The following is a 24,049-nucleotide window of genomic DNA, read 5'->3' as shown; positions in this document are numbered from 1 at the left end:
TAGTGGTTTGGCCTTTTTATTTGTCAATCTTAAGCATTACAAACTGAGAGTACACCTTAGCTTTAGCATTATTTGCGCGTCAAAAAATTGACCACTGTACAGACTATTGATAACATTCGATACTTGGCGAAAAAACGCGCTAACAGTTGCAACATAAAAAATCAAGTTGTGTCATTTAATTCTGCGGGGGCAGGTATGAAATCGTTAGTTACAACCAAAAATGGACAAGTAATAGATGTGAAAGGAAAGGTTTCTTTAGTCACAGAAACCGAGCAAAAAGAAGTAACTATCGGTGAAATGATTCCCGAAGGAAGCACTATTCTCATTGCTGAACAAGCTGATTTAGAACTAGCGTTTGCCGATGGCACCTCATTTACAAGCCAAAGTCTCAATGAAACTTCGGCCGCTGAAGCTGATGCATTAAATGAAATAGAACAACTTCAAGCGCTCATCGCCTCTGGAGAAGATCCAACAGCTGAATTACCAGAAACCGCAGCCGGCAACACTGCCGCCAGTGAAGGCGACTCTGGCTTTATATCGGTAAGCAGAACTGGCGCCCAAACACTCGCTGGCGCCGGATATACTACATCTGGATTTTCTGTCGAACAGCCAACCGTCCAAGCGTTTACCGTTAGCAGTGATGACGCCCCTACCATTACCGCTAATGACACAAATACCATCGCAGAAGATGGCGTGGCAACTGGCAACGTTTTAGACAATGATGTTGATTTCGATACCGAATTGTCAGTCGTTACCTTTACTGTCGACGGTCAAACCGTCACTGCGGGCACCACAGTCGAAGTGGAAGGCGGCAGCCTGGTGATCAACGCCGATGGCTCTTACACCTTTACACCAAACGACAACTGGAACGGCAGCGTACCTGTTATCACCTACACCACCAATACCGGTGAGAGCGCGACCCTGACCATTAATGTCACCCCAGTAGATGACCCATCTATACTGGCTAACGACAGCAACACTGTTGCAGAGGACACAATCGCTACCGGCAACGTATTAGATAACGACAGCGATATCGACAGCGAGCTATCAGTCGTGAGCTTCAGCGTCGACGGTCAAACCGTCACCGCGGGCACCACAGTCGAAGTAGAAGGCGGCAGCCTGGTGATCAACGCCGATGGCTCTTACACCTTTACGCCAAACCAAGATTGGAACGGCAGCGTGCCGGTCATCACTTACACCACCAATACCGGGGAAAGTGCGACGCTAACCATCAACGTCACCCCGGTAGATGACCCATCAGTGCTGGCCAACGACAGCAACACGATTGCAGAGGACACCGTCGCTAACGGTAACGTACTCGACAACGACAGCGATATCGACAGCGAGCTGTCGGTCGTGAGCTTCAGCGTCGACGGTCAAACCGTCACCGCGGGCACCACAGTCGAAGTGGAAGGCGGCAGCCTGGTGATCAACGCCGATGGCTCATACACCTTTACGCCAAACCAAGATTGGAACGGCAGCGTGCCGGTCATCACTTACACCACCAATACCGGGGAAAGTGCGACGCTAACCATCAACGTCACCCCGGTAGATGACCCATCAGTGCTGACCAACGACAGCAACACGATTGCAGAGGACACCGTCGCTAACGGTAACGTACTCGACAACGACAGCGATATCGACAGCGAGCTGTCGGTCGTGAGCTTCAATGTCGACGGTCAAACCGTCACAGCAGGCACCACAGTCGAAGTAGAAGGCGGCAGCCTGGTGATCAACGCCGATGGCTCATACACCTTTACGCCAAACCAAGATTGGAACGGCAGCGTGCCGGTCATCACTTACACCACCAATACCGGGGAAAGTGCGACGCTAACCATCAACGTCACCCCGGTAGATGACCCATCAGTGCTGGCCAACGACAGCAACACGGTTGCAGAGGACACCGTCGCTACCGGTAACGTATTAGAAAACGACAGCGATATCGACAGCGAGCTATCAGTCGTGAGCTTCAGTGTCGACGGTCAAACCGTCAATGCGGGCACCACAGTCGAAGTGGAAGGCGGCAGCTTGGTGATCAACGCCGATGGCTCTTACACCTTTACGCCAAACCAAGATTGGAACGGCAACGTACCGGTTATCACCTACACCACCAATACAGGTGAGAGCGCGACGCTAATCATTCATGTCACGCCGATTATTGATGGAGCTCCAACAGTTACGATAACCACTGATATAAACAATGATGCATTTATCAGCAACAGTGAATTAAACGGCAGCACAACAATTGATGTAATCATTAGCCTTGAAAATACCGGGGCAATTGTCGGTGATACTCTTACAGTAAATGGAGTTTCAATAGTCCTTACTCAGGAACATATTACAAACAACAGCGTAGATATGACTTTACCATCACCAGGTGAAGGAAATGAGATAGTTGTTACCGCAACTGTGACCGATCAAGCTGGAAACATATCTGCTCCGGGTACTGACTCTGCAGTTCTAGACACGCAAATCAGTGCCAGCATCGACCTCAGCCCGATTGATATCGGCGGCGATAACGTCATCAATCAAGCCGAAAGCGAAGGCAGCGTCACCCTCAGCGGTACGGTCGGCGGCGACGTTAAGCTGGGCGACATCGTCACCCTGACCTTGGATGGCAACGAGATCGCCACCGCCACCGTCGTTGACTTAGGCAACGGCGTATTAGGCTTTAGCACTACTGTCGATGCCAGCCTACTCCTTGACGCTGATGCCAACAGCATCACCGCCTCGGTCACTGCAACCGATCCTGCCGGTAACAGCATCACTGTGACCGACAGCGAAGGTTATGGTGTCGACACCGACATCAGTGCCAGCATCGACCTCAGCCCGATTGATATCGGCGGCGATAACGTCATCAATCAAGCCGAAAGCGAAGGCAGCGTCCCCCTCAGCGGTACTGTCGGCGGCGACGTTAAGCTGGGCGACATCGTCACCCTGACCTTGGATGGCAATGAGATCGCCACCGCCACCGTCGTTGACTTGGGCAACGGCGTATTAGGCTTTAGCACCACTGTCGATGCCAGCCTACTCCTTGACGCTGATGCCAACAGCATCACCGCCTCGGTCACTGCAACCGATCCTGCCGGTAACAGCATCACTGTGACCGACAGCGAAGATTATGGTGTCGACACCGACATCAGTGCCAGCATCGACCTCAACCCCATTGTGGTCGGTGATGACAACGTCATCAATCAAGCCGAAAGCGAAGGCAGCGTCACCCTCAGCGGTACGGTCGGCGGTGACGTTAAGCTGGGCGACATCGTCACCCTGACCTTGGATGGCAACGAGATCGCCACCGCCACCGTCGTTGACTTGGGCAACGGCGTATTAGGCTTTAGCACCACTGTCGATGCCAGCCTACTCCTTGACGCTGATGCCAACAGCATCACCGCCTCGGTCACTGCAACCGATCCTGCCGGTAACAGCATCACTGTGACCGACAGCGAAGGTTATGGTGTCGACACACTAATCAACGCCAGCATCGACCTCGACCCGATTGATATCGGCGGCGATAACGTCATTAACCAAGCTGAAAGTGAAGGCAGCGTCACCCTCAGCGGTACGGTCGGCGGCGACGTTAAGCTGGGCAACATCGTCACCCTGACCTTGGATGGCAACGAGATCGCCACCGCCACCGTCGTTGACTTAGGCAACGGCGTATTAGGCTTTAGCACCACTGTCGATGCCAGCCTACTCCTTGGCGCTGATGCCAACAGCATCACCGCCTCGGTCACCGCCACCGATGACGTCGGTAACAGCATCACTGTGACCGACAGCGAAGGTTATGGTGTCGATACGACCGCCCCGAATACCCCGACCGTGTTGATTGTCGATGACGGCAACCCAGGTGATGGCTCGCTCACCCAAGCGGAGATCGGCAATGATGACGTGCAACTGCAAGTCAGCATCAACCATGATGACTTTGCTGAAGGCGGCAGTGTCAGCCTGACCATCGTCAATGGTGACACCACTACCAACGTGGAGCTGCAGCTGGTCAACGGCGAACTGCAATTTATCAATGGCACCCCAGCCACCGGCTTTAACTACGATGCCAGCACTGGCATCATCAGCTGGGATGAAACCGCTCCAGGTGAAGGCGGTCACATCACTGTGACGGCGACTCAAACCGATAAGGCCGGTAACACCTCGGCGCCAGGTAGCGACACCGCCACCGTGGCCGATGAAACCGCGCCAAATACCCCGACCGTGTTGATTGTCGATGACGGCAACCCAGGTGATGGCTCGCTCACCCAAGCGGAGATCGGCAATGATGACGTGCAACTGCAAGTCAGCATCAACCATGATGACTTTGCTGAAGGCGGCAGTGTCAGCCTGACCATCGTCAATGGTGACACCACTACCAACGTGGAGCTGCAGCTGGTCAACGGCGAACTGCAATTTATCAATGGCACCCCAGCCACCGGCTTTAACTACGATGCCAGCACTGGCATCATCAGCTGGGATGAAACCGCTCCAGGTGAAGGCGGTCACATCACTGTGACGGCGACTCAAACCGATAAGGCCGGTAACACCTCGGCGCCAGGTAGCGACACCGCCACCGTGGCCGATGAAACCGCGCCAAATACCCCGACCGTGTTGATTGTCGATGACGGCAACCCAGGTGATGGCTCGCTCACTCAAGCGGAGATAGGCAACGATGACGTGCAACTGCAAGTCAGCATCAACCATGATGACTTTGCTGAAGGCGGCAGTGTCAGCCTGACCATCGTCAATGGTGACACCACTACCAACGTGGAGCTGCAGCTGGTCAACGGCGAACTGCAATTTATCAATGGCACCCCAGCCACCGGCTTTAACTACGATGCCAGCACTGGCATCATCAGCTGGGATGAAACCGCTCCAGGTGAAGGCGGTCACATCACTGTGATGGCGACTCAAACCGATAAGGCCGGTAACACCTCGGCGCCAGGTAGCGACACCGCCACCGTGGCCGATGAAACCGCGCCAAATACCCCGACCGTGTTGATTGTCGATGACGGCAACCCAGGTGATGGCTCGCTCACCCAAGCGGAGATAGGCAACGATGACGTGCAACTGCAAGTCAGCATCAACCATGATGACTTTGCTGAAGGCGGCAGTGTCAGCCTGACCATCGTCAATGGTGACACCACTACCAACGTGGAGCTGCAGCTGGTCAACGGCGAACTGCAATTTATCAATGGCACCCCAGCCACCGGCTTTAACTACGATGCCAGCACTGGCATCATCAGCTGGGATGAAACCGCTCCAGGTGAAGGCGGTCACATCACTGTGACGGCGACTCAAACCGATAAGGCCGGTAACACCTCGGCGCCAGGTAGCGACACCGCCACCGTGGCCGATGAAACCGCGCCAAATACCCCGACCGTGTTGATTGTCGATGACGGCAACCCAGGTGATGGCTCGCTCACCCAAGCGGAGATCGGCAATGATGACGTGCAACTGCAAGTCAGCATCAACCATGATGACTTTGCTGAAGGCGGCAGTGTCAGCCTGACCATCGTCAATGGTGACACCACTACCAACGTGGAGCTGCAGCTGGTCAACGGCGAACTGCAATTTATCAATGGCACCCCAGCCACCGGCTTTAACTACGATGCCAGCACTGGCATCATCAGCTGGGATGAAACCGCTCCAGGTGAAGGCGGTCGCATCACCGTGACGGCGACCCAAACCGATAAGGCCGGTAACACCTCGGCGCCAGGTAGCGACACCGCCACCGTGGCCGATGAAACCGCCCCGAATACCCCGACCGTGTTGATTGTCGATGACGGCAACCCAGGTGATGGCTCGCTCACTCAAGCGGAGATAGGCAACGATGACGTGCAACTGCAAGTCAGCATCAACCATGATGACTTTGCTGAAGGCGGCAGTGTCAGCCTGACCATCGTCAATGGTGACACCACTACCAACGTGGAGCTGCAGCTGGTCAACGGCGAACTGCAATTTATCAATGGCACCCCAGCCACCGGCTTTAACTACGATGCCAGCACTGGCATCATCAGCTGGGATGAAACCGCTCCAGGTGAAGGCGGTCGCATCACCGTGACGGCGACCCAAACCGATAAGGCCGGTAACACCTCGGCGCCAGGTAGCGACACCGCCACCGTGGCCGATGAAACCGCCCCGAATACCCCGACCGTGTTGATTGTCGATGACGGCAACCCAGGTGATGGCTCGCTCACCCAAGCGGAGATCGGCAATGATGACGTGCAACTGCAAGTCAGCATCAACCATGATGACTTTGCTGAAGGCGGCAGTGTCAGCCTGACCATCGTCAATGGTGACACCACTACCAACGTGGAGCTGCAGCTGGTCAACGGCGAACTGCAATTTATCAATGGCACCCCAGCCACCGGCTTTAACTACGATGCCAGCACTGGCATCATCAGCTGGGATGAAACCGCTCCAGGTGAAGGCGGTCGCATCACCGTGACGGCGACCCAAACCGATAAGGCCGGTAACACCTCGGCGCCAGGTAGCGACACCGCCACCGTGGCCGATGAAACCGCCCCGAATACCCCGACCGTGTTGATTGTCGATGACGGCAACCCAGGTGATGGCTCGCTCACTCAAGCGGAGATAGGCAACGATGACGTGCAACTGCAAGTCAGCATCAACCATGATGACTTTGCTGAAGGCGGCAGTGTCAGCCTGACCATCGTCAATGGTGACACCACTACCAACGTGGAGCTGCAGCTGGTCAACGGCGAACTGCAATTTATCAATGGCACCCCAGCCACCGGCTTTAACTACGATGCCAGCACTGGCATCATCAGCTGGGATGAAACCGCTCCAGGTGAAGGCGGTCGCATCACCGTGACGGCGACCCAAACCGATAAGGCCGGTAACACCTCGGCGCCAGGTAGCGACACCGCCACCGTGGCCGATGAAACCGCGCCAAATACCCCGACCGTGTTGATTGTCGATGACGGCAACCCAGGTGATGGCTCGCTCACTCAAGCGGAGATAGGCAACGATGACGTGCAACTGCAAGTCAGCATCAACCATGATGACTTTGCTGAAGGCGGCAGTGTCAGCCTGACCATCGTCAATGGTGACACCACTACCAACGTGGAGCTGCAGCTGGTCAACGGCGAACTGCAATTTATCAATGGCACCCCAGCCACCGGCTTTAACTACGATGCCAGCACTGGCATCATCAGCTGGGATGAAACCGCTCCAGGTGAAGGCGGTCACATCACTGTGACGGCGACTCAAACCGATAAGGCCGGTAACACCTCGGCGCCAGGTAGCGACACCGCCACCGTGGCCGATGAAACCGCGCCAAATACCCCGACCGTGTTGATTGTCGATGACGGCAACCCAGGTGATGGCTCGCTCACCCAAGCGGAGATCGGCAATGATGACGTGCAACTGCAAGTCAGCATCAACCATGATGACTTTGCTGAAGGCGGCAGTGTCAGCCTGACCATCGTCAATGGTGACACCACTACCAACGTGGAGCTGCAGCTGGTCAACGGCGAACTGCAATTTATCAATGGCACCCCAGCCACCGGCTTTAACTACGATGCCAGCACTGGCATCATCAGCTGGGATGAAACCGCTCCAGGTGAAGGCGGTCGCATCACCGTGACGGCGACCCAAACCGATAAGGCCGGTAACACCTCGGCGCCAGGTAGCGACACCGCCACCGTGGCCGATGAAACCGCCCCGAATACCCCGACCGTGTTGATTGTCGATGACGGCAACCCAGGTGATGGCTCGCTCACTCAAGCGGAGATAGGCAACGATGACGTGCAACTGCAAGTCAGCATCAACCATGATGACTTTGCTGAAGGCGGCAGTGTCAGCCTGACCATCGTCAATGGTGACACCACTACCAACGTGGAGCTGCAGCTGGTCAACGGCGAACTGCAATTTATCAATGGCACCCCAGCCACCGGCTTTAACTACGATGCCAGCACTGGCATCATCAGCTGGGATGAAACCGCTCCAGGTGAAGGCGGTCGCATCACCGTGACGGCGACCCAAACCGATAAGGCCGGTAACACCTCGGCGCCAGGTAGCGACACCGCCACCGTGGCCGATGAAACCGCCCCGAATACCCCGACCGTGTTGATTGTCGATGACGGCAACCCAGGTGATGGCTCGCTCACCCAAGCGGAGATCGGCAATGATGACGTGCAACTGCAAGTCAGCATCAACCATGATGACTTTGCTGAAGGCGGCAGTGTCAGCCTGACCATCGTCAATGGTGACACCACTACCAACGTGGAGCTGCAGCTGGTCAACGGCGAACTGCAATTTATCAATGGCACCCCAGCCACCGGCTTTAACTACGATGCCAGCACTGGCATCATCAGCTGGGATGAAACCGCTCCAGGTGAAGGCGGTCACATCACTGTGACGGCGACTCAAACCGATAAGGCCGGTAACACCTCGGCGCCAGGTAGCGACACCGCCACCGTGGCCGATGAAACCGCGCCAAATACCCCGACCGTGTTGATTGTCGATGACGGCAACCCAGGTGATGGCTCGCTCACTCAAGCGGAGATAGGCAACGATGACGTGCAACTGCAAGTCAGCATCAACCATGATGACTTTGCTGAAGGCGGCAGTGTCAGCCTGACCATCGTCAATGGTGACACCACTACCAACGTGGAGCTGCAGCTGGTCAACGGCGAACTGCAATTTATCAATGGCACCCCAGCCACCGGCTTTAACTACGATGCCAGCACTGGCATCATCAGCTGGGATGAAACCGCTCCAGGTGAAGGCGGTCGCATCACCGTGACGGCGACCCAAACCGATAAGGCCGGTAACACCTCGGCGCCAGGTAGCGACACCGCCACCGTGGCCGATGAAACCGCCCCGAATACCCCGACCGTGTTGATTGTCGATGACGGCAACCCAGGTGATGGCTCGCTCACTCAAGCGGAGATAGGCAACGATGACGTGCAACTGCAAGTCAGCATCAACCATGATGACTTTGCTGAAGGCGGCAGTGTCAGCCTGACCATCGTCAATGGTGACACCACTACCAACGTGGAGCTGCAGCTGGTCAACGGCGAACTGCAATTTATCAATGGCACCCCAGCCACCGGCTTTAACTACGATGCCAGCACTGGCATCATCAGCTGGGATGAAACCGCTCCAGGTGAAGGCGGTCGCATCACCGTGACGGCGACCCAAACCGATAAGGCCGGTAACACCTCGGCGCCAGGTAGCGACACCGCCACCGTGGCCGATGAAACCGCGCCAAATACCCCGACCGTGTTGATTGTCGATGACGGCAACCCAGGTGATGGCTCGCTCACTCAAGCGGAGATAGGCAACGATGACGTGCAACTGCAAGTCAGCATCAACCATGATGACTTTGCTGAAGGCGGCAGTGTCAGCCTGACCATCGTCAATGGTGACACCACTACCAACGTGGAGCTGCAGCTGGTCAACGGCGAACTGCAATTTATCAATGGCACCCCAGCCACCGGCTTTAACTACGATGCCAGCACTGGCATCATCAGCTGGGATGAAACCGCTCCAGGTGAAGGCGGTCACATCACTGTGACGGCGACTCAAACCGATAAGGCCGGTAACACCTCGGCGCCAGGTAGCGACACCGCCACCGTGGCCGATGAAACCGCGCCAAATACCCCGACCGTGTTGATTGTCGATGACGGCAACCCAGGTGATGGCTCGCTCACCCAAGCGGAGATCGGCAATGATGACGTGCAACTGCAAGTCAGCATCAACCATGATGACTTTGCTGAAGGCGGCAGTGTCAGCCTGACCATCGTCAATGGTGACACCACTACCAACGTGGAGCTGCAGCTGGTCAACGGCGAACTGCAATTTATCAATGGCACCCCAGCCACCGGCTTTAACTACGATGCCAGCACTGGCATCATCAGCTGGGATGAAACCGCTCCAGGTGAAGGCGGTCGCATCACCGTGACGGCGACCCAAACCGATAAGGCCGGTAACACCTCGGCGCCAGGTAGCGACACCGCCACCGTGGCCGATGAAACCGCCCCGAATACCCCGACCGTGTTGATTGTCGATGACGGCAACCCAGGTGATGGCTCGCTCACTCAAGCGGAGATAGGCAACGATGACGTGCAACTGCAAGTCAGCATCAACCATGATGACTTTGCTGAAGGCGGCAGTGTCAGCCTGACCATCGTCAATGGTGACACCACTACCAACGTGGAGCTGCAGCTGGTCAACGGCGAACTGCAATTTATCAATGGCACCCCAGCCACCGGCTTTAACTACGATGCCAGCACTGGCATCATCAGCTGGGATGAAACCGCTCCAGGTGAAGGCGGTCGCATCACCGTGACGGCGACCCAAACCGATAAGGCCGGTAACACCTCGGCGCCAGGTAGCGACACCGCCACCGTGGCCGATGAAACCGCCCCGAATACCCCGACCGTGTTGATTGTCGATGACGGCAACCCAGGTGATGGCTCGCTCACCCAAGCGGAGATCGGCAATGATGACGTGCAACTGCAAGTCAGCATCAACCATGATGACTTTGCTGAAGGCGGCAGTGTCAGCCTGACCATCGTCAATGGTGACACCACTACCAACGTGGAGCTGCAGCTGGTCAACGGCGAACTGCAATTTATCAATGGCACCCCAGCCACCGGCTTTAACTACGATGCCAGCACTGGCATCATCAGCTGGGATGAAACCGCTCCAGGTGAAGGCGGTCACATCACTGTGACGGCGACTCAAACCGATAAGGCCGGTAACACCTCGGCGCCAGGTAGCGACACCGCCACCGTGGCCGATGAAACCGCGCCAAATACCCCGACCGTGTTGATTGTCGATGACGGCAACCCAGGTGATGGCTCGCTCACTCAAGCGGAGATAGGCAACGATGACGTGCAACTGCAAGTCAGCATCAACCATGATGACTTTGCTGAAGGCGGCAGTGTCAGCCTGACCATCGTCAATGGTGACACCACTACCAACGTGGAGCTGCAGCTGGTCAACGGCGAACTGCAATTTATCAATGGCACCCCAGCCACCGGCTTTAACTACGATGCCAGCACTGGCATCATCAGCTGGGATGAAACCGCTCCAGGTGAAGGCGGTCACATCACTGTGACGGCGACTCAAACCGATAAGGCCGGTAACACCTCGGCGCCAGGTAGCGACACCGCCACCGTGGCCGATGAAACCGCGCCAAATACCCCGACCGTGTTGATTGTCGATGACGGCAACCCAGGTGATGGCTCGCTCACTCAAGCGGAGATAGGCAACGATGACGTGCAACTGCAAGTCAGCATCAACCATGATGACTTTGCTGAAGGCGGCAGTGTCAGCCTGACCATCGTCAATGGTGACACCACTACCAACGTGGAGCTGCAGCTGGTCAACGGCGAACTGCAATTTATCAATGGCACCCCAGCCACCGGCTTTAACTACGATGCCAGCACTGGCATCATCAGCTGGGATGAAACCGCTCCAGGTGAAGGCGGTCACATCACTGTGACGGCGACTCAAACCGATAAGGCCGGTAACACCTCGGCGCCAGGTAGCGACACCGCCACCGTGGCCGATGAAACCGCGCCAAATACCCCGACCGTGTTGATTGTCGATGACGGCAACCCAGGTGATGGCTCGCTCACTCAAGCGGAGATAGGCAACGATGACGTGCAACTGCAAGTCAGCATCAACCATGATGACTTTGCTGAAGGCGGCAGTGTCAGCCTGACCATCGTCAATGGTGACACCACTACCAACGTGGAGCTGCAGCTGGTCAACGGCGAACTGCAATTTATCAATGGCACCCCAGCCACCGGCTTTAACTACGATGCCAGCACTGGCATCATCAGCTGGGATGAAACCGCTCCAGGTGAAGGCGGTCACATCACTGTGACGGCGACTCAAACCGATAAGGCCGGTAACACCTCGGCGCCAGGTAGCGACACCGCCACCGTGGCCGATGAAACCGCGCCAAATACCCCGACCGTGTTGATTGTCGATGACGGCAACCCAGGTGATGGCTCGCTCACCCAAGCGGAGATCGGCAATGATGACGTGCAACTGCAAGTCAGCATCAACCATGATGACTTTGCTGAAGGCGGCAGTGTCAGCCTGACCATCGTCAATGGTGACACCACTACCAACGTGGAGCTGCAGCTGGTCAACGGCGAACTGCAATTTATCAATGGCACCCCAGCCACCGGCTTTAACTACGATGCCAGCACTGGCATCATCAGCTGGGATGAAACCGCTCCAGGTGAAGGCGGTCGCATCACCGTGACGGCGACCCAAACCGATAAGGCCGGTAACACCTCGGCGCCAGGTAGCGACACCGCCACCGTGGCCGATGAAACCGCCCCGAATACCCCGACCGTGTTGATTGTCGATGACGGCAACCCAGGTGATGGCTCGCTCACTCAAGCGGAGATAGGCAACGATGACGTGCAACTGCAAGTCAGCATCAACCATGATGACTTTGCTGAAGGCGGCAGTGTCAGCCTGACCATCGTCAATGGTGACACCACTACCAACGTGGAGCTGCAGCTGGTCAACGGCGAACTGCAATTTATCAATGGCACCCCAGCCACCGGCTTTAACTACGATGCCAGCACTGGCATCATCAGCTGGGATGAAACCGCTCCAGGTGAAGGCGGTCGCATCACCGTGACGGCGACCCAAACCGATAAGGCCGGTAACACCTCGGCGCCAGGTAGCGACACCGCCACCGTGGCCGATGAAACCGCCCCGAATACCCCGACCGTGTTGATTGTCGATGACGGCAACCCAGGTGATGGCTCGCTCACCCAAGCGGAGATCGGCAATGATGACGTGCAACTGCAAGTCAGCATCAACCATGATGACTTTGCTGAAGGCGGCAGTGTCAGCCTGACCATCGTCAATGGTGACACCACTACCAACGTGGAGCTGCAGCTGGTCAACGGCGAACTGCAATTTATCAATGGCACCCCAGCCACCGGCTTTAACTACGATGCCAGCACTGGCATCATCAGCTGGGATGAAACCGCTCCAGGTGAAGGCGGTCACATCACTGTGACGGCGACTCAAACCGATAAGGCCGGTAACACCTCGGCGCCAGGTAGCGACACCGCCACCGTGGCCGATGAAACCGCGCCAAATACCCCGACCGTGTTGATTGTCGATGACGGCAACCCAGGTGATGGCTCGCTCACTCAAGCGGAGATAGGCAACGATGACGTGCAACTGCAAGTCAGCATCAACCATGATGACTTTGCTGAAGGCGGCAGTGTCAGCCTGACCATCGTCAATGGTGACACCACTACCAACGTGGAGCTGCAGCTGGTCAACGGCGAACTGCAATTTATCAATGGCACCCCAGCCACCGGCTTTAACTACGATGCCAGCACTGGCATCATCAGCTGGGATGAAACCGCTCCAGGTGAAGGCGGTCACATCACTGTGACGGCGACTCAAACCGATAAGGCCGGTAACACCTCGGCGCCAGGTAGCGACACCGCCACCGTGGCCGATGAAACCGCGCCAAATACCCCGACCGTGTTGATTGTCGATGACGGCAACCCAGGTGATGGCTCGCTCACTCAAGCGGAGATAGGCAACGATGACGTGCAACTGCAAGTCAGCATCAACCATGATGACTTTGCTGAAGGCGGCAGTGTCAGCCTGACCATCGTCAATGGTGACACCACTACCAACGTGGAGCTGCAGCTGGTCAACGGCGAACTGCAATTTATCAATGGCACCCCAGCCACCGGCTTTAACTACGATGCCAGCACTGGCATCATCAGCTGGGATGAAACCGCTCCAGGTGAAGGCGGTCACATCACTGTGACGGCGACTCAAACCGATAAGGCCGGTAACACCTCGGCTCAAGCCTCTGATACTGCAGAGGTACATCAACCTAGTAATACTAGTATTACAATTGATGAAAGCACCTTACGCGATAATATTCCTGATACTGTTTCTGATACGATTAGTTTTACAGCAGGTAATCAAGATCTTACGCAATTCCGTTTCAATACCTCTTCTATTACAGCTGCGACTAATCTAGCTGCTGGTGTCAGCATCGTCTGGACTCTTGTAAATGGCGCCTTAGTCGGTTCAATCGAGGGGGCTGAGGTAATTAAGTTAACGCTAAGTAGTGATCCTATTGCAGCTGGTTCTACTGGTGATATTACGGTCAACGTAGAACTGCTAGATAACGTAGAGCATGTCAATGGACTTAATGGCGAAAACCTTAATTCACTAGTTAATGGCATTGTAATTGAGGCGGTTAGTGCGGACGGAAGCGTTATAAGTAACAATCTAAATATCACAATCTTAGATGATACGATCACAGCAGTCGCCAGCGAGGAAACTAGCTCCAATAGTGCAGGAGTAATTAATGGTACCATTACTGTTAATGGCGCAGATGGAAATGACAATGTACCAAACGACGACTACTCTGCGAGTCTCATGGCTAACATTCTTAACAATGCCAACTATGATGGTACAAACAACTTCGTCGACTCAGGCATCACAGCAGGCGGCAAGGTGGTTTATTACTTTGTTGACCCAGCCAATCCTGATCAGTTAATTGCCTATACCATTAAGAATGGCGTAGCACCAGGCGAATACGATGCAAACGACGCCAACTTTGAGTTGGTCTTTACGCTTAACATTGATCCAAATGCAGGTGGCATTGATCCGAATACTGGGGAGGTTATTGGTAGCTACCAAATTAATTTTGAATCGAGTATCGATCAGATTGAGTCTACTGAAGTCACAACCATTCTCGGCAAGGGTGGGATGGAGTATGCCTTCTACATCGCCACAGATGCGAGTGGTAAATACAACATCTATAAAGATATTTCGGCAATTCCTAATGATTCTGAATTAACATTCACTCTTTCGGCTGAAGCAGCGGATGGCTCATCACTTAGAGTCAATGGTAACCAAGGTGCATTTGGTGTTGAAGATGGTGTATTAGTCGATGGCTCAGAAGTTCTGATTATTGATTACGCTGAAAATGTTGCTAGTGCTAGCTTTATATTTGAATTTAAATCTGCAGATGCCGCCACGACTAAAGTCGCTTATGAGGCGTACGCCGAAGATGGGACTTTGTTAGGCACAGGTAAAATACTTTCTGGAGAGACGATTTCAGATCTTGGTGAAATTAGCTACATCAAGTTAATAGCTATTGGCGACACACAATTCCAGTTAACAGGTACTTCGGTAGGTACAATTGTCACCACTACAACCGATCTTGATTTAGACTTCGATGTTGTTATTACTGATAGCGATGGAGATTCCAGCCAAGATACAATTAATATCCATCTCGACGCGCCTAGCGGCTCACCATTAGCGCTAACATCCATGGCGGTCAACACATTGGCAGAAGCCGACTTAAAGGCTGATGGTGTTGAAATTGATACACAGGCCTTGAGATTCAAAGCTGGTGATACCGACCTAAATAGCTTTAGTTTTGGCAATACAAACAACCTAAACGATACTATTGATATTGTTGGTATTAAACAAAACTTCCCTATCTCCTGGGAACTCGTTGATGGCGAGATCATCGGTTCAATGGCAGGACGTGGGCCGGTAATTAAACTCACCATCAATGGAGACACTATTGCTGCTGGCACGGAAGGCAATATCAGTGTTACGGCAGAATTGCTGCAAAATTTCCCGCATAGTATAGATACTAATAACCTGTCGATCACCGGAATCACAGTTGTAGCTTCGGATACAGACCAAAACACCGCAACAGCTGATGTAACTGTCAATGTAATCGATCATAATTCCGCACCTGATGCGATGAATGACTACTTTGGCAGCGGATTACAAAGCGCCTATTATGGTTATCAGCAAGGTGCAGATGGAGGAAATCTTTCTTCTCTTGAACAAGTCATTAACTTCATCAATAACAATAACCCTGATGCATACTTCACAGCCACAACCCTGCAATATGGTTGGGGGGATGGTGATCTAGGTACAGGACAAAGCTTACAAACTTTCTTAGGTGGTGATGCCGCCAGCTTAACCTCAAATCCAGATGATACCTCTGATGCTATCTTACACCTTAGAGGAAACGTTCAACTTGATGCCGGTCGATTTGGTTTAAAAGTAACGGCAGATGATGGTTACATGGTTAAAATTAATGGAGAGATTGTAGCTGTCGTTAATAAAAACCAATCAGCTTCAACCACTCTCCCAGGACAACCCGGTCATGGCTTCTTCGATATCGACAGCGCTGGCAGCTATGAGATAGAGGTGATCTATTGGGACCAAGGTGACGCATATCAACTCGATATTCAACTAGGACAATTTGATCAATTTGGAAACCTAATCGGAGGCTATACACCGCTAGGCGATCAGATATTAACTCAACCGGCCCAGGTGCTTGAAGATACACCATTCACCTTCCTCGCTTCATCAATTTTAGCGAATGATAGTGATCCTGATGGCGATACCATATCAATCACCGGAGTCGGTAATCCCACTAATGGTAAAGTTGAGTTGGATGCTAATGGCAACATCATCTTTACACCAGATGAGGGTTACACGGGTCCAGCGAGTTACGATTACACGATTACCGACACTTATGGAAATACGGATACTGCTTCTGTTTATTTCGATATTATTCCGACACGCGGATTCCAGTATCAGTCAGGTACTGACGGTGATAACACACTTAATGGTAGTGATAATCACGATCTAATTGTGAGTGATACTGAAGGCTTACAAATTGTATCGGGTCAAAGTTATAACTTAGCCTTCATTTTAGACTCCTCAGGCAGTATGAGCAGTCAGATAGATATAGCAAAGGCTCAACTAGCTAATGTTTTTGAGACCTTGCTGACTAGTGCTAGTGGTGTTCAGGCTGGCACTCTCAATATTTTATTGGTCGATTTTTCCAATAAGACTAACCACTACAAAACAATCGAAATTGGAGAAGGAAGTGAAGGCGCCGATCGCCAAGCCTTGGACGAGCTTTTAGCTGAGCTAAATTTAGTCAACACACAAAGCAATCAGAACACCAATTATGAAGCCAGCTTTGACTCAGTTATCAACTGGTTTAATAGTGATGACATTGCAAATAATGGGGCAACAAATCTAACCTACTTCATAACAGACGGTCAGCCCAATAATTGGTCATCTGATGACGCTCGAAGTTTTTACGTTGGATTTAATGAAAATAGCCAGCATTTTACCTCTCTCGATAGTTTAATAAACAATGGGCAATTTAGCCTAGGAGAGGTTATTAGAATAGACGGCAAAGTCATCGTCGACGCTCAGGGATATGTTTACTCTGCATATACAAACCAGAGCCAAGGTTCTATTTATAATGCAGGAAACAATACCTATAGATTCTACGAAACAGCTTCAATAGAGCAGCAAACTCAACACACATTTGGCTTATTAAACGCGGTATCTGAGGTCAGAGCAATAGGCTTAGGCGATGACGTATCACTAGAAACACTAAAGCTTTATGATACTGATGGAAACGTCCAAGCCGAGATAAATGTGAGTGATCTTGCCAGCGTCATTCTCGGCTCTGAAACTTTGTTAACTCAAGGCAATGACAATTCTAGTGGAGGAGACGGAAATGACATCATATTTGGTGATTTAGTTAAATTTGCCAATATAGATGGGCAAGGTTTTGTAGCACTTCAAAAATATGTTGCTGATAAAACAGCTACACCGGAAAGTGACATTAATTTAGAAGATATTCAAAACTACGTAAGAAGCCATACTTCCGAATTTGATTTAACTAACTCCAACGACGGCAATGACACTCTTTATGGCGGCCAAGGACAAGATTTGCTATTTGGCCAAGGCGGAAATGATACCCTAGATGGTGGGACTGGTTCTGACCATCTAATTGGTGGGTCAGGCGAAGATATCCTCATCGGCGGCCTGGGCGATGACACCCTAACCGGTGGCTCAGGTAAGGCAGATAGTGAAGCCGATACCTTCGTTTGGCAGCAAGGTGATACGGGTACCGACCACATTACCGATTTCGATATCAACCAGGACAAACTGGATCTGAGCGATCTGCTCCAGGGAGAGAATGGCGGTAACTTGGAAGACTACCTGCACTTCACCGTTGATAATGGTTCAACCACCATCGAGATTGATGCTAATAACGACGGACATGTGGATCAGACGATTGTTCTCGACGGTGTCGACCTGAGCCATCTGGGCACAACCGATGGTCAAATCATCAACGGCTTGTTGGGCTCAGAGGGTAACGGCGCATTGATAGTAGATAATGCCAACGTGAACCAGGCGGCTTCGAGCTTTGCAGTACCGACAACCCTCGACGATGATGGCCAACTCCAAGTCATACTTCCTTAAAAAGGAGAACAGTAGAATGGCACCAACTAGTTTCGGCTAATTGGTGTCATTTTACTTTGGTGATGTTTTGGCATTACTTCTATAATTGTTCTACGATAAATTTATAATAAAATCTTAAGGATAAGCATTTAAGGTGCAAGCTACAGCGTCTCCAAAAACTGAACAATGGACAGTTTCAGCCTCCCAAAGAGTGACTGTCGATCCCTTGTTAGACAGTTTAGTGTTATTGACAGAATACTTCGGCAGCCCCTGCTCCAGCGAGTCATTAGCCGCTGGCCTACCGCTGTCGGGGAGCATTCTGACACCAGAACTTGTGCCTCAGGCTGCCGGTCGAGCCGGTTTAGCAGCCAAGCTCACCCGTAAGGGACTGGATCAGATCTCGCCTATTCTTCTGCCTTGTATCTTGCTCCTCAAAGATAAGAATGCCTGTCTATTAAGAGAGATCGACATAGACAAAGACAGGGCCGTCATTCAGCTACCAGAAACCGGTGGCGAAGAAGAGCTTAGCATTGAGGCGCTCGAGGCCATGTATGTCGGCTATCTGTTCCTCGTCAAGCAGCAATACCGTGGCGACATGGGCTTAGATCTGCATCTACACGACAGTCGCACTCACTGGCTTATTCAGACCCTGAAAGATTCGGCGCCTATCTACCGCGACGCCCTAATCGCCTCAGTGCTGGTTAACCTGTTTGCCCTGGTATCACCGCTGTTTATCATGAACGTGTATGACAAGGTGGTGCCTAACCTCGCCTTCGAGTCCCTATGGGTGCTCGCCATTGGCGCAGGTATCGCCTACATCTTCGATCTAGTCATGCGGCAACTCAGGGCCTACCTGATCGACGTCGCCGGCAAGAAGGTTGACATCATAGTGTCATCGCGGCTTTTCGCTAAGGCTATCGGCATTCCGCTAGAGAAGCGTTCCCCCAGCATAGGCGGCATGGCGCGGCAACTAGGCGAGTTCGACAGCATACGCGAGATCTTAACCTCGGCAACCATCACCACCCTGGTCGATCTGCCGTTCGCGCTATTTTTCATGCTGATCATCTATATCGTCGCCGGCGACCTGGCCATCATTCCTGTGATCGGCGGCTGTATCATTATCGGCTATACCCTATTGATGCAACCCAGGCTTAAGGCGGCCATCGAAGAGAGCAACAAGTTCTCCAGCCTAAAACACGGCCATCTTATCGAGTCCCTGGCCTCCATCGAGTCGATAAAATCCAGTGGCGCCGAAGGCTTAGTGCAGAAGAGCTGGCAGCAGATGATAGGTCATACCGCCAATTGGCAGTTAAAGGTGAAGAAGATCTCCACCTCGGTCACCAACGTGGCCAATTTTACCGTGCAGCTTTCTGTGGTCTGCGTGGTGATCTTAGGGGTCTATCGTGTCGCCGATAACGATATCTCAATGGGTGGCATTATCGCTGCGGTTATCCTGTCGAGCCGCGCCATCTCACCCATGGCGCAGTTGGCAGGCCTGATGACCCGAGGCAACCATACCGCCAGCGCCCTAAGACAGCTTGATCAGATCATGACCCAAGAGGATGAGTTTGAAAATAAAGGCCATCTGGTCAGCAAACATCGCCTTAAAGGGCAGATCAACGCCGATCATGTCAGCTTTAATTATCCAGGCTCAGAGCGACCCGTGCTGCACCCCATGTCGCTGTCGATCGCCCCGGGTGAGCGCATCGCCATCATAGGACGAAACGGCTCGGGCAAGAGTACCCTGGCCAAGCTGTTGGTAGGCCTCTACCAACCGACCAAAGGTAGCCTGCGCTATGACGGACTGGATTCGGCGCAGATCCATCCGACGGATCTGCGTAGAAACTTCGGTTACCTGCCACAGGACATCACACTGTTCCACGGCACGATTCGCGACAACATATTGTTCGGTACCCGTCAGGTCACCGAGCATCAGCTGATCCGTGCGGTGCAGCTCTCTGGCGTCAACCAGTTTACCGATATCGAGACCGAAGGCTTAGATCAACAGGTCGGCGAAGGTGGACAATCCCTCTCCCGCGGTCAACGCCAAACCATCGCGCTGGCGCGGGCCACCTTGAATGACCCACCGGTACTCCTGATGGATGAGCCGACCGCCAGCCTGGATGCCCGCGCCGAGAAGCAATTTATCCGCGCCATGAGAAATGTCTCTAAGGAGCGAACCCTGCTGCTGATCACCCATAAGATGCACCTGCTCAACTTAGTGGACCGCATCCTGGTATTAGATCGTGGCCATCTGGTGGCCGACGGTCCGAAGGAGCAGGTGCTCAACCAGCTCGCCAAGGGGCTGTTATCGGGAGGGCCGAAGAGTGAGTAAGCACTTAACTACTCAAGACCTCGAGATGGTCGATGACGTCTATGGCGCCATGATGACAGATGCGCCCACCAGTCACAGGCTGATCATCTGGGCCCTGGCCGCCCTCGCCTTCAGCTTCCTGGTGTGGGCCTACTTTGCCGAGCTCGACCGGGTGACCACAGGAACAGGTAAGGTGATCCCCTCCTCTCAGGTGCAGGTGATTCAGAGTCTGGATGGCGGCATCATGAAAGAGCTCTATGTCCGCGAAGGCATGACGGTCACCAAGGGCCAACCCTTGGTGCGCATAGATGACACCCGTTTCCGTTCAGACTTCGCTCAGCAGGAGCAGGAGGTCTACAGCCTGCAGGCCAACGTTATTCGTCTGCGCGCCGAGCTTAACAGCATCACCATCTCAGATGTCGCCGCCGACTGGCGCGAACAGGTGAAGATCGCCAAGCAGCCGCTACAGTTCCCACCAGAGCTGACCGAAAGCGAACACGACTTAATCGAGCGTCAACGCGACGAGTACTCGGGCAGACTGGATAACCTGAGCAACCAGCTGGAGATCCTGGCGCGCCAGATCCAGCAGAAACAGCAGGAAACCGAAGAGCTGGCCTCTAAGATCAACACCCTGACAACCAGCTTCCAGCTGGTGACCCGCGAGCTCGAGCTGACCCGCCCGCTGGCCGACAAGGGGATTGTGCCCGAGGTCGAACTACTTAAGCTTGAACGTAACGTCAACGACATTCGCGGCGAGCTGAGCTCACTCAGGCTACTCAGGCCTAAGCTCAAGGCATCACAGGATGAAGCTATCCTAAAGCGCCGTGAAGCCGTGTTCGTCTACGCCGCCGAGGCCCGCACCCAGCTCAACGAGATGCAGACACGTCTGTCGCGCATCAACGAGGCCCAGGTGGGCGCGCGCGATAAGGTGAGCAAGGCCGAGATCGTCTCGCCGGTAAATGGCACCATTAAGACAGTTCATATCAACACCTTAGGTGGTGTTGTACAGCCTGGCATCGACATCATAGAGATAGTGCCATCGGAAGATCAGCTGCTTATCGAAACCAAGATCATTCCGAAAGATATCGCATTTTTACATCCTGGCTTACCCGCCGTTGTCAAAGTTACCGCCTACGATTTCACGCGTTACGGTGGCCTCAATGGCGTTGTGGAGCACATCAGTGCCGATACAACACAGGACGAAGAGGGAAACAGTTTCTATCTTGTAAGGGTTAGAACTGAACTATCAAGTTTGACGAAAGACGACGGCACCCTGATGCCCATCATACCTGGCATGTTAACCACGGTAGATGTCATCACTGGGCAAAGATCCGTTCTGGAGTACATACTTAATCCAATTTTGAGAGCAAGAGACACTGCTCTGCGTGAACGTTAAGTTCACAACAATAACCAGGGGGGTTAACCAAATGAGTAAGCAAACCATGCATCAACTAAAGCGCAGTGCCATGGCACTCGCCATTAGTGCGATGTTGATACCGGGGGCAGCCTCTAGCCAAACGCTAGAACAGGCTGTGGCCCATACGCTGGATACCAATCCAGATATTCGCATCGCATTTAATCGCTTCAAGGCGCGTGAAGAGCAGGTCAATCAGGCAATCGCCGGTTACATGCCTACTGTTGATATCAGTGGTGGCTATGGCTGGGAACAGACAAACAGTCCATCTACCCGACGCCGTGCAGGCCAGGGCGATGTTGACAAGGATGGCGTCATCGAATTGATGCGTGGTGAAGTCGGTTTTAGCATCAAGCAGATGCTGTTCGACGGTTTCTACACCTCGAGCGAAGTGGATCGCTTCAGCTTCGAAGCCAGCGCCGACCAATGGGCCCTGTTTGCCGCGGCTGAAGATATCGCGCTGGATGTAGCCAAGGTCTACGTTAACTATATCCGCAGTGAGCAGGTGCTGACTTTGGCAGAGAAAAACCTGCAGAGTCACAAAGACATCTACGATCAGATTAAGCAGCGTACCGATTCAGGCCTGGGCTCAGTCGCCGACCTGTCTCAGATCACGGGTCGTCTGGCACGTGCCAACGCCAACGTGATCGCTGCGAAGAATAACTTCTTCGATGCCAAGGCGCAGTTTATCCGTATCGTCGAGAAAGAGCCGGAAAACCTGATCGTCCCGGTACCCGATGACGATATGCTGCCAACCAACCTCACCGACGGTCTCAAGGTTGCCCAGGAAAACCATCCTATTCTGAAATCGGCCGCGAGTGATATCTCGGCGGCAGAGAACGAGCGTTCATCTGCCCAATCCAACTACTATCCTAAGCTGTCGCTAGAGCTGGGTGGTAACTGGAACGATAACCTGGATGGCGAAGATGGCTACTCAGCCTTCGCCTCACAAAATGTTGGCGGTCATAACAATGACCTTATCGCTATGGTACGAGTGAAGTACAACCTGTTCGCCGGTGGTAAAGACTTAGCCCGCGAGAAGGAAGCGGCCTACAAGATTGGCGAGGCGAAAGAGATTCGTCAACGTGCCTACCGTCAGGTCGTCGAAGGGGTCAACCTGGCCTGGAACGCCTACGAGATGCTTGAACCGCAGAAGCTGTATATCCGCGATCACGTCATCGCCGCCAAGGATACGCAAGTCGCCTATAGCCAACAGTTTAACCTAGGACAGCGCACCCTATTGGATTTGCTGGATACCGAAAACGAACTGTTTGAAGCGCGTAAGGATTACCTCGATGCCGAATACGACGAGATCATCTCCGAATATCGCATCCTTAACGCTACGGGTAGACTACTGGAATCGCTTCGTGTGACTCGCCCAGAGGTTTGGAAGGGTGAGCGCGAATACGAAGGGGGAGTAAAATAATGAAAGCCTTACTGATTATTCTAAGCGTCGCCTTACTGGGCGGCTGCGCTTCGCGCGACATAGTAACCATGGATACCCCGACCAACCAGGTATTCGATCTTAACGACAAAGATAAAGATGGCGTGATCGTCGCCCGTGAACGCTGTAACGATACTGTACTCGGTGCCACCATAGACAACTACGGCTGTGGTAAGATTAAGCCTATCAATGAGCGTCAAGAACTTAAGATATTGTTTGCCAACGATTCTTACTACATAGATCCTCAGTACTATGATCAGGTAGAAGTGGTTGCGACTTTCATGAGACAGTACCCAAACACTAAGGTAACCATCGAAGGTCACTGTAGTAAGACGGGTAGCTATGAGCACAACCTAACGCTGTCGCAAAACCGCGCCGACGCCGTGACCTCGCTGTTGTCTGAGCGATTCGGTATCGCCAGCGATCGTCTGACCGCAATAGGCTACAGCTACGACAGACCGGTAGATCCAACTCATACCAAGATGGCACACACACGTAACCGCCGCGTGATCGCAGAGGTAACGGGTGAAGATACCAAGGCCGATATGAAGTGGACCATCTACACAGTTGATGAACAAGTAAAATAAAAAATAGT

Annotated in this window: 5 protein-coding genes; all 5 read left to right on the top strand. The window is 53.1% G+C overall.

Going from position 1 to position 24,049, the window contains the following annotated elements; translation table 11 throughout:
- Nucleotides 1-195: 195 nt before the first annotated feature.
- Nucleotides 196-18,303 carry an Ig-like domain-containing protein gene (locus K0J45_RS01620; RefSeq protein ID WP_350355020.1) on the top strand — a complete coding sequence of 6,036 codons (18,108 nt, stop codon included), beginning with the start codon at nucleotides 196-198 and terminating at the stop codon, nucleotides 18,301-18,303.
- Between the two features lie 133 nt (nucleotides 18,304-18,436).
- The gene (locus K0J45_RS01615) at nucleotides 18,437-20,617 is read left to right on the top strand and encodes a type I secretion system permease/ATPase (protein ID WP_220043973.1); all 2,181 of its coding nucleotides are present in this window, start codon (nucleotides 18,437-18,439) and stop codon (nucleotides 20,615-20,617) included.
- Nucleotides 20,610-21,992, top strand: a complete 1,383-nt coding sequence (locus tag K0J45_RS01610; protein WP_011864117.1) for an HlyD family type I secretion periplasmic adaptor subunit — start codon at nucleotides 20,610-20,612, stop codon at nucleotides 21,990-21,992. Before K0J45_RS01615 ends, K0J45_RS01610 begins: the two co-directional genes overlap by 8 nt.
- 31 nt (nucleotides 21,993-22,023) lie before the next feature.
- Nucleotides 22,024-23,436, top strand: a complete 1,413-nt coding sequence (locus K0J45_RS01605) for a TolC family outer membrane protein (protein WP_011864116.1) — start codon at nucleotides 22,024-22,026, stop codon at nucleotides 23,434-23,436.
- The gene (locus K0J45_RS01600; protein WP_220043971.1) at nucleotides 23,436-24,041 is read left to right on the top strand and encodes an OmpA family protein; all 606 of its coding nucleotides are present in this window, start codon (nucleotides 23,436-23,438) and stop codon (nucleotides 24,039-24,041) included. Before K0J45_RS01605 ends, K0J45_RS01600 begins: the two co-directional genes overlap by 1 nt.
- Nucleotides 24,042-24,049 lie beyond the last annotated feature (8 nt).

The sequence above is a fragment of the Shewanella alkalitolerans genome (assembly GCF_019457575.1).
Lineage (GTDB): Bacteria > Pseudomonadota > Gammaproteobacteria > Enterobacterales > Shewanellaceae > Shewanella > Shewanella loihica.
The sequence above is the reverse complement of the archived record's forward strand: the minus strand, read 5'-3'. Positions and strand labels throughout refer to the sequence as shown.